The sequence below is a fragment of the Duganella callida genome (genome assembly GCF_004614165.1).
In the GTDB taxonomy this organism is placed as follows: Bacteria; Pseudomonadota; Gammaproteobacteria; order Burkholderiales; family Burkholderiaceae_D; genus Rugamonas; species Rugamonas callida.
Genome location: NZ_SPVG01000224.1, coordinates 1 through 8,140, shown reverse-complemented (window position 1 = coordinate 8,140; position 8,140 = coordinate 1). Strand labels below are relative to the sequence as shown.

Sequence of the window (8,140 nt, the reverse complement as noted above, 5' to 3'; positions counted from 1 at the left end):
GGCCGGCAGTGCGAGCGGCCGGCAAGCCGGCCGCCAAACCGGCGGCGCCGAAAAAGGCGCCGGTCAGCGCGGCGGCCGACGAGTGGGAAGAGTTTTAAGCTGTGAACGCCGCGTCGGCCCACGGGCCGGCGCGGCGCAGGCATAGTTAGCACATCACCCAAAGGATTTAACATATGCCGCAATCAAAAGATACGGTCAAGGAATTTGACTTCAACGCCCGCGACTTCGAGCGCGTGCGCGCGCTGATCTACAAGCGCGCCGGCATCTCGCTGGCCGACAGCAAGCAGGAGATGGTCTACAGCCGCCTGGCGCGGCGCCTGCGCGCCACCGGCATCGGCTCGTTCGCCAAATACCTGGACGAACTGGAAGCCGGCCGCCTGGGCGAAGAGTGGGAATCGTTCACCAACGCGCTGACCACCAACCTGACCTCGTTCTTCCGCGAAGCCCACCACTTCCCGCTGCTGGCCGAGCACATCAAGGGCCGGCGCGACCCGATCACCATCTGGTGCTCGGCCAGTTCCACCGGCGAGGAACCGTACTCGATCGCCATGACCGTGTGCGAGGCGTTCAACACGCTCACGCCCAACTGCCAGATCATCGCCACCGACATCGACACCAACGTGCTGGCGCACGCCGAGCTGGGCGTCTACACCATGGACCGGCTGGACAAGATGGCGCCCGAGCGCCAGCGCCGCTTCTTCCTCAAAGGCAAGGGCGAGCGCGAAGGCCAGGCCCGTGTGCGCCCGGAACTGCGGAATATGATAACGTTCAAGCAGTTGAACCTGCTTGCGGACAGCTGGCCGATCAGCGGCCAGTTCGATGCCATCTTCTGCCGCAACGTCATGATTTACTTCGATAAAGCTACCCAGCGCAAGATCCTGTCGCGCTTCGTGCCGCTGATGAAGCCGGATGCGCTGCTGTTCGCCGGCCATTCGGAAAACTTCCTGTATGTCTCGGAGTCCCTGAAACTGCGCGGCAAGACCGTCTACGAACTGGACGACAGCGCCGCCGCCCGCAAAGCCGCGCCGCCGCGGCCGTGAGAGAGAATATGGACCTCGAACAATTTGCCACGAATGTGTATTACGACCGGACCTTCGACTGCGAAGCGGCCAAGATCCTGCCGGGCGAATACTATTTCACCAACAAGGACATGCTGATCGTCACCGTGCTCGGCTCCTGCGTCTCGGCCTGCATCCGCGACCGCACCACCGGCCTGGGCGGCATGAACCACTTCATGCTGCCGGACGGCGGCGACGCCGGCCCGGTGTCGGCCTCGGCGCGCTACGGCACCTACGCGATGGAAATCCTGATCAACGACCTGCTCAAGGCCGGCGCGCGGCGCGACAACCTCGAGGCCAAGGTGTTCGGCGGCGGCGCCGTGCTGAAGGGCTTCACCGCCATCAACGTCGGCGAGCGCAACGCCGCCTTCGTGCTGAACTTCCTCAAGGTCGAGCGCATCAAGGTGGTGGCGGAAGACTTGAACGACATCTATCCGCGCAAGGTGTATTTTTTCCCGCGCACCGGCAAGGTGCTGGTCAAGAAACTGATGCAAAGCCACAACGACACCCTGGTCAAGCGCGAAATCGAATATGCCAGCCGCCTCAAGGTGGCGCCGGTGGCCGGCGAGATCGATCTGTTTTAAATAATAAAAAGGTAGTGTATGAAGATCAAAGTTCTGGTGTGCGACGACTCCGCACTGATCCGCAGCGTGATGACCGAGATCATCAACTCGCAGCCCGACATGGAGGTGGTGGGCGTGGCGCCCGACCCGCTGGTCGCGCGCGAACTGATCAAGCAGACCAACCCCGACGTGCTGACCTTGGACGTCGAGATGCCCAAGATGGATGGCCTCGACTTCCTGGAAAAACTCATGCGGCTGCGGCCGATGCCGGTGGTGATGGTGTCCTCGCTGACCGAGCGCGGCTCCGAGATCACCATGCGCGCACTGGAACTGGGCGCGGTCGACTTCGTCACCAAGCCGAAAATCTCGATCCAGGCCGGCATGCGCGAATATACCGAACTGATCACCGACAAGATCCGCGCCGCCTCCAAGGCGCGGGTGCAGGCGCGCCGCCTGCCGCAGCCGGGCGAGCAGGGCCACGCGCCGCTGTCGGCGCTGCGCAACCCGCTGCTGTCGTCGGAAAAGCTGATCATCATCGGCGCCTCCACCGGCGGCACCGAGGCGATCCGCGAATTCCTCATGCAGATGCCGTCCGACTGCCCCGGCATCCTGATCACCCAGCACATGCCGGAAGGCTTCACGCGCTCGTTCGCCAAGCGCCTGGACACGCTGTGCAAGATCTCGGTGCAGGAAGCGCAGGGCAACGAACGCGTGCTGCCCGGCCACGCCTACATCGCGCCCGGCCACTCGCACCTGTACCTGACCCGCAGCGGCGCCAACTACATGACCCGCATCGACCAGGCCGAACCGGTCAACCGTCACCGGCCGTCGGTCGATGTGCTGTTCCGTTCCGCCGCGCAAGCGGCCGGCAAGAACGCGGTTGGTGTTATCCTGACCGGCATGGGCAAGGATGGCGCGGCCGGCATGCTGGAGATGCGCCACGCCGGGGCGTATAATTTCGCCCAGGACGAAGCCAGCTCCGTGGTGTTCGGCATGCCGCGCGAGGCGATCGCGGTCGGCGCCGCGCACGAAGTGGGGGCGCTGCAGGCGCTGCCCGGCATGGTGCTCGGCTACCTGGCACAACACGGCATGCGCGCGCTGCGCGTGTGAGTATGCAATTTGTGCAACTGTGACGTTTTACTGCGACTTTGTTCGCCTTCAGGCAACGGAAATGCTATCCTACAACTTGCTGCCAAATTGTAGGCACTATTAACAACCGCGTAGAGAATCAACGGAGCAATTCATGGCTGATCCAAAGATGAAATTTTTAGTTGTTGACGATTTTTCGACGATGCGTCGCATCGTCCGGAATCTGTTAAAAGAACTGGGTTATGCCAATGTCGACGAAGCCGAGGATGGCGTGATGGCGCTGGCCAAGCTGCGCTCGGAGCAGTTCGACTTCGTCGTGTCCGACTGGAACATGCCCAACATGGACGGCCTGACCATGTTGCAGAACATTCGTGCCGATCCCGCGCTGGCCAAGCTGCCGGTGCTGATGGTGACCGCCGAAGCCAAGAAGGAAAACATCATCGCGGCGGCCCAGGCCGGCGCCAACGGCTACGTGGTGAAACCGTTCACCGCCGCCACGCTGGACGAAAAGCTGAACAAGATCTTCGAAAAACTCGGCGCTTGATTCAGTGGCGGGCGGCGCGGACGCGGGCGCTGCCATCGACCTGCAGGCCCGCAGTGCGCGGGCCGCTTCGCATCGATCACATCCACAGCCATGCACCAGACCAATTTCCTCGTCCGTGAACCGCTGCTCGATCCGCGGCAGCGCGTGGTCGGCTATGAAATCTGCTGGCAGCAGCTGAGCAGCGGCGCCGCCTCCACGGTGGACGCGCTGGAATCGCTGGTGGCCTTCGTGGCCGCACACGTCCACGACGACGCGCGCGGTTGGCTGTTGCGCGACAAAATCCTGTTCCTCGAGGCCGTCCCGGCCATGCTGTCGACCGACGCGCTGCACAACCTGCCGCCGGAGCGCACGGTGCTGTCGATCAGGGCGGCCGAGCTGGCCAATCCCGACACCCTGGCGGCCGTGCAGGGCTTGCGCGCGGGCGGCGTCGGCATCCTGCTGCGCGAGGCCGACCTGGCGCGCAGCGGCAGCCGCCTGTCCAGCATTGCCTCCTACGTGGAAGTGCGCTTCACCGGCGCCGACGTCGGCGCCCAGGCGCGCACTTACGCGGCGCTGAAGCAATCGACGGTGGGCATGATCGCGCGCCCGGTCAGCAACTGGGCCGACTTCGACGCCTGCGCCGCGCTGGGGCTGGACGCCTTCGTCGGCAAGCTGCACCTGACGCCGCGGCCGTCGACCGACGCCAAGGGCCTGAACCCGGCACAGACCATCATCATGCAGCTGATGCAGATGGTGCGGCAGAACGCCGACATCGCCCAGCTGGAAGCGGTGCTCAAGCGCGACGCCACGCTGACCTACAAGCTGCTGCGCTTCATCAACTCGGCCGGATTCGGCGCGGGCCGGGAAGTGCAATCGCTGCGCCAGGCCCTGACCCTGCTCGGCTACACGCCGCTGTATCGCTGGCTGACCTTGCTGCTGGCCACCGCCAGCACCTCGGGCTATTCGCCGGTGCTGCTGGAAACCGCCGTGGTGCGCGGCCGCCTGGCCGAACTGCTGGCACAGCGCGACCTCGGCAAGGGCGAGGCGGAAAATGTGTTCGTCGCCGGCATGTTCTCGCTGCTGGACCGGCTGCTCGGCATCCCGATGGCGGAAGTGCTGGCCAACATCCAGCTGTCGGAAGACGTGGTGACCGCGCTGCTCACACGCAATGGCAAATACGGCCCGTATCTGGCGCTGGCCGAAGCCTGCGAACTGAATTCCGACCTGGTGGCCTCGCTGGCGCGCATGCTCAAGCTGAGCCCGCTGGACGTCAACCAGGCCCATTTGTCGGCCCTGTCCTGGGCGCAGAACGTCGCCGCCTGATCCAGCGCAAACACCGCAGCCACCAGCATTGACGCCCCGGCTTGCGCGGCGCAAGATGGCCGCATGAACGCGAATTCCGACAAAGACTACATCGACACCAAGGTCGGCGATCTGCGCACGGCCGTGGACGACTTGCGCACGGTCATGAATGTGCAGTTTAATGAGCTACGCGCCACCACGGCGGTGCAGTTTGATGAGATACGCACCTCCATGGCGGTGCAGTTTGATGAGCTACGCGCCACCATGGCGGTGCAGTTTGACGCCATCCGTAGCGCCATGGATGAGCGCACCAAGGCGTTGAATGCCACCATGGACATGCGCATGGAGGTGCTGCGCGCGGAGTTTTCGCAAAAGCTCGAGCGTGCGGTGTCGCAGATGATCAAATGGTATGTCGCGACCACGCTGGTCATGATCGCGCTGGTGATCGCGCTGTTCAGCGTGGCCATGAATGCGATCTTGCGTGAAAAGCAGGCGCCAGCTGCTGCCGTCGCGCCGGCGGTGGTGATTCAGCTGACGCCGCAGGGCGCCACGGTAACGCCAGTGACGCCATTAACGCCGATGGCGCCAGTGAAGCCATCGCAGCCGGCCGCGCCGGCTGGACCGGCCAATTCGGCCGCGCCCGCCACGCCGGCCACCGCTGTCAACCCGGCCGCGCCGCGCGGCAAACCTTAGATTTCCAGGTTGTCGATCAGACGGGTGGTGCCCAGCTTGGCGGCGGCCAGCACCACCAGCGGCGTGCCTTGCGCCAGGTCGCCGGCGTTCGGCGGCTGCAGGTCGTTGCGCTTGCGGATCGAGATGTAATCGGGTTTCCAGCCGCGCTGGGCCAGGTCGTCCATCGCCTTGTGTTCGAGCTGGAACACGTCCAGGTGGCCCGAGCGGACCTCGTTGGCGACCGCGTTCAATGCCTGGTACAGCGCCGGCGCCTCGGCGCGTTCCGTCGCCGACAAGTACATATTGCGCGACGACAGCGCCAGGCCGTCATCGGCGCGCCAGGTTTCGGCGGCGATGATCTCGGTGGGCATGGCGAACTGGCGCGTCATGTTCCGCACGATCATCAGCTGCTGGTAATCCTTCTTGCCGAACACCGCCACGCGCGGCTGCACGCACGAGAACAGCTTGGTCACCACCGTGCACACGCCGTTGAAGAAGCCCGGACGGAACTCGCCCTCGAGGATGTTGCCCAGGCCGTCCGGCGGCTGCACGCGGTATTCCTGCGGTTCCGGGTACAAATCCTTCTCGGTCGGCGCGAACAGCACGTACACGCCTTCCTTTTCCAGCTTCTCGACGTCGGCCTGGAAGGTGCGCGGGTACTTGTCGAAATCCTCGTTCGGGCCGAACTGCAGGCGGTTGACGAAGATCGAGGCGACCACCGGGTCGCCATGCTTGCGCGCCAGCCGCATCAGCGACAGATGGCCTTCATGCAGATTGCCCATGGTCGGGACAAAGGCCGTGCGCAGCTGGCCGCTGAGTTGGTCGCGCAGTTCTTCTATGGTGGTGATGATTTTCATGGGTATCTTAGGCAGCAATCAGGCAGGCGAATAGGCCAGCCGCACATAAATCGGCGCGAACGGTTCGGCCTGGGTAATTTCAATCAGGGTTTCTTTGGCCAGCTCCAGCAGCGCCACAAAGTTGACGACCACCACCGGCACGCCGCCGGCGCCGTCGAACAGGTCGGCGAATTCGACGAAGCGGCTGCTCTGCAGCCGGCGCAGGATGCCGGTCATGTGCTCGCGCACCGACAGTTCCTCGCGGCTGATCTTGTGGTGCTGGGTCAGCTTGGCGCGCTTCAGCACATCGAGCCAGGCTTGCTGCAGGTCGATCGCGTCCACCTGCGGCCAGGTCGGCACCAGGCTTTGCTCGATGAAGATCTGGGTGCGCACGAAATCGCGGTCGACCTGCGGCAGGGCGTTGAGGTCGTAGGCGGCCAGCTTGATCTGCTCGTATTCGAGCAGGCGGCGCACCAGCTCGGCGCGCGGATCGTCCGCTTCCACATCGAGTTCGGCCTGGCGCTGCGGCAGCAGCATGCGCGACTTGATTTCGATCAGCATGGCTGCCATCAGCAGGTATTCGGCCGCCAGCTCCAGGTTCGACAGGCGGATCTGGTCGACGTACTGCAGATATTGCAGCGTCAGCTGCGCCATCGGGATGTCGAGGATGTTGAAGTTCTGCTTGCGGATCAGGTACAGCAGCAAGTCCAGCGGCCCCTCGAACGCGTCGAGGAAGATTTCCAGCGCGTCGGGCGGGATGTACAGATCGGTCGGCAGCTTGAGCAGCGGCTCGCCGTACAGCCGGGCCAGGGCCGAGACTTCGGCCGTGACCGCGGCGGCTGCGGCCGCGGCTTCGGCTGACGCGGCCGGCTCGGCGTCGCCTGCGTGATCGGCTGGCCCGGCTGTGCCAATGGAAGCCACACCGTCCGCAGCGCCGTCGCCGGCCTCCGGCGCTGGCGGCTGCAGGTCAGCCGTTTGGTCTGGCAACATCCCTGCCGTCCCGCGGGCTTACACTTTGTTCTGGTAGACGTAAGCCTGCTGGCGGATGGCCGATTCCAGCTGGCGCTGCTGCTCATCGAGCGACACCGGTGGACGGTCCCACAGCAACGCGCGGCCTTTCTGCTGGCCTTCATCAATGTGCGGATTTTTCTCCTTCAGCGACTTGATGAACAGGGTGTGATCGGATTCGTACATCGAATGTTGTTTGGAGAGTTTCATATTTTATAAGTGGGGTGGATCAGCAGCGGTTATTTTACCGCGCCGCAGCGCGACAACGCTATTTCTATCGCTCATCGCCGGCCGGATCGGGTATGCTCTGGCACCTCGCTGTTGCACGAATATCAAAAATGACCCAGCGCCTCACCGCCAAGACCATCTTCCTGCTGACCTTGCCGCCGCTGCTGTGGGCCGGCAACGCCATCGTCGGCCGGCTGGTGCACGACCTGCTGCCGCCGGTGCTGCTGAACTTCCTGCGCTGGGCGATTGCCCTGTTGATTCTGCTGCCGCTGGCCGGTCCGGTATTCCGCCGCGACGCCGGCCTGTGGCGCCACTGGCGCAGCTACGCCCTGCTGGGGCTGCTCGGCATCGGCATGTATAACGCACTGCAATATATGGCGCTGCAAACCTCGACGCCGATCAACGTCACGCTGGTGGCGTCGGGCATGCCGGTGTGGATGATGCTGACCGGCTGGCTGTGCTTCGGCGTGGCGGTGAGCCGGCGCCAGGTGACCGGCGCGGTGCTGTCGATCGCCGGCGTGGTGCTGGTGCTGGCGCGCGGCGAATGGCGCCACGTGCTGGAACTGCGGCTGGTGCCGGGCGACCTGTTCATGATCCTGGCCACCATCGCCTGGTCGTTCTACAGCTGGCTGCTGACGCGCGTGCGCGAACCGGCCGCGCTGCGCGCCAACTGGGCCAGCTTTCTGGCGGCGCAGGTCGCGCTCGGCGTGCTGTGGTCGGGCGCGTTCGCGCTCGGCGAGCAGGCGCTGGGCGCGCTCCCGGTGCAGTGGAGCTGGACCCTGCTGGCGGCGCTGGCCTACGTGGCGACGTGTCCGGCCATCATCGCCTTCCGTTTCTGGGGCGAGGGCGTGCAGGCGGCCG

Annotated in this window: 10 protein-coding genes; 7 read left to right on the top strand and 3 right to left on the bottom strand. The window is 64.6% G+C overall.

What is annotated here, in order from left to right:
- The first annotated feature begins 173 nt into the window (after window positions 1-173).
- The 6 genes from E4L98_RS22510 to E4L98_RS22485 all read left to right on the top strand — a co-directional run bounded on the left by E4L98_RS22510 (window position 174) and on the right by E4L98_RS22485 (window position 5,228).
- Window positions 174-1,040 (top strand): CheR family methyltransferase, encoded by an 867-nt coding sequence (locus E4L98_RS22510; protein ID WP_135203779.1) that lies wholly within the window; start codon window positions 174-176, stop codon window positions 1,038-1,040.
- An 8-nt stretch (window positions 1,041-1,048) separates the two neighbouring features.
- Window positions 1,049-1,642 carry a chemoreceptor glutamine deamidase CheD gene (cheD, locus tag E4L98_RS22505; protein WP_135203778.1) on the top strand — a complete coding sequence of 198 codons (594 nt, stop codon included), beginning with the start codon at window positions 1,049-1,051 and terminating at the stop codon, window positions 1,640-1,642.
- An 18-nt stretch (window positions 1,643-1,660) separates the two neighbouring features.
- Window positions 1,661-2,731 carry a protein-glutamate methylesterase/protein-glutamine glutaminase gene (locus E4L98_RS22500; protein WP_135203777.1) on the top strand — a complete coding sequence of 357 codons (1,071 nt, stop codon included), beginning with the start codon at window positions 1,661-1,663 and terminating at the stop codon, window positions 2,729-2,731.
- Window positions 2,732-2,864: 133 nt separating this feature from the next.
- On the top strand, window positions 2,865-3,254 hold the full coding sequence (cheY, locus tag E4L98_RS22495; protein ID WP_131144818.1) for a chemotaxis response regulator CheY: 390 nt from the start codon (window positions 2,865-2,867) through the stop codon (window positions 3,252-3,254).
- A gap of 90 nt (window positions 3,255-3,344) precedes the next feature.
- Entirely contained in the window at window positions 3,345-4,556 is a 1,212-nt protein-coding gene (locus E4L98_RS22490; protein ID WP_135203776.1) for an EAL and HDOD domain-containing protein, read from the top strand.
- Window positions 4,557-4,619: 63 nt separating this feature from the next.
- Window positions 4,620-5,228, top strand: coding sequence for a hypothetical protein (locus E4L98_RS22485; protein ID WP_135203775.1), 609 nt, complete (start codon window positions 4,620-4,622; stop codon window positions 5,226-5,228).
- Here E4L98_RS22485 and panC read toward each other — a convergent pair.
- From panC to E4L98_RS22470, 3 genes are read right to left on the bottom strand one after another with little or no spacing between them, the layout of a single operon-like run.
- On the bottom strand, window positions 5,225-6,064 hold the full coding sequence (gene panC, locus E4L98_RS22480) for a pantoate--beta-alanine ligase (protein WP_135203774.1): 840 nt from the start codon (window positions 6,062-6,064) through the stop codon (window positions 5,225-5,227). The two genes, E4L98_RS22485 and panC, sit on opposite strands and share 4 nt — an antisense overlap.
- Window positions 6,065-6,082: 18 nt before the next feature.
- Entirely contained in the window at window positions 6,083-7,033 is a 951-nt protein-coding gene (locus tag E4L98_RS22475; protein ID WP_135203773.1) for a segregation and condensation protein A, read from the bottom strand.
- Window positions 7,034-7,051: 18 nt separating this feature from the next.
- On the bottom strand, window positions 7,052-7,261 hold the full coding sequence (locus E4L98_RS22470; protein ID WP_135203772.1) for a DUF3460 family protein: 210 nt from the start codon (window positions 7,259-7,261) through the stop codon (window positions 7,052-7,054).
- Between the two features lie 128 nt (window positions 7,262-7,389).
- Between E4L98_RS22470 and E4L98_RS22465 the strand changes: the two genes are divergently transcribed.
- On the top strand, window positions 7,390-8,140 hold a 751-nt coding region (locus tag E4L98_RS22465), incomplete at its 3' end, for a DMT family transporter (protein ID WP_135203771.1).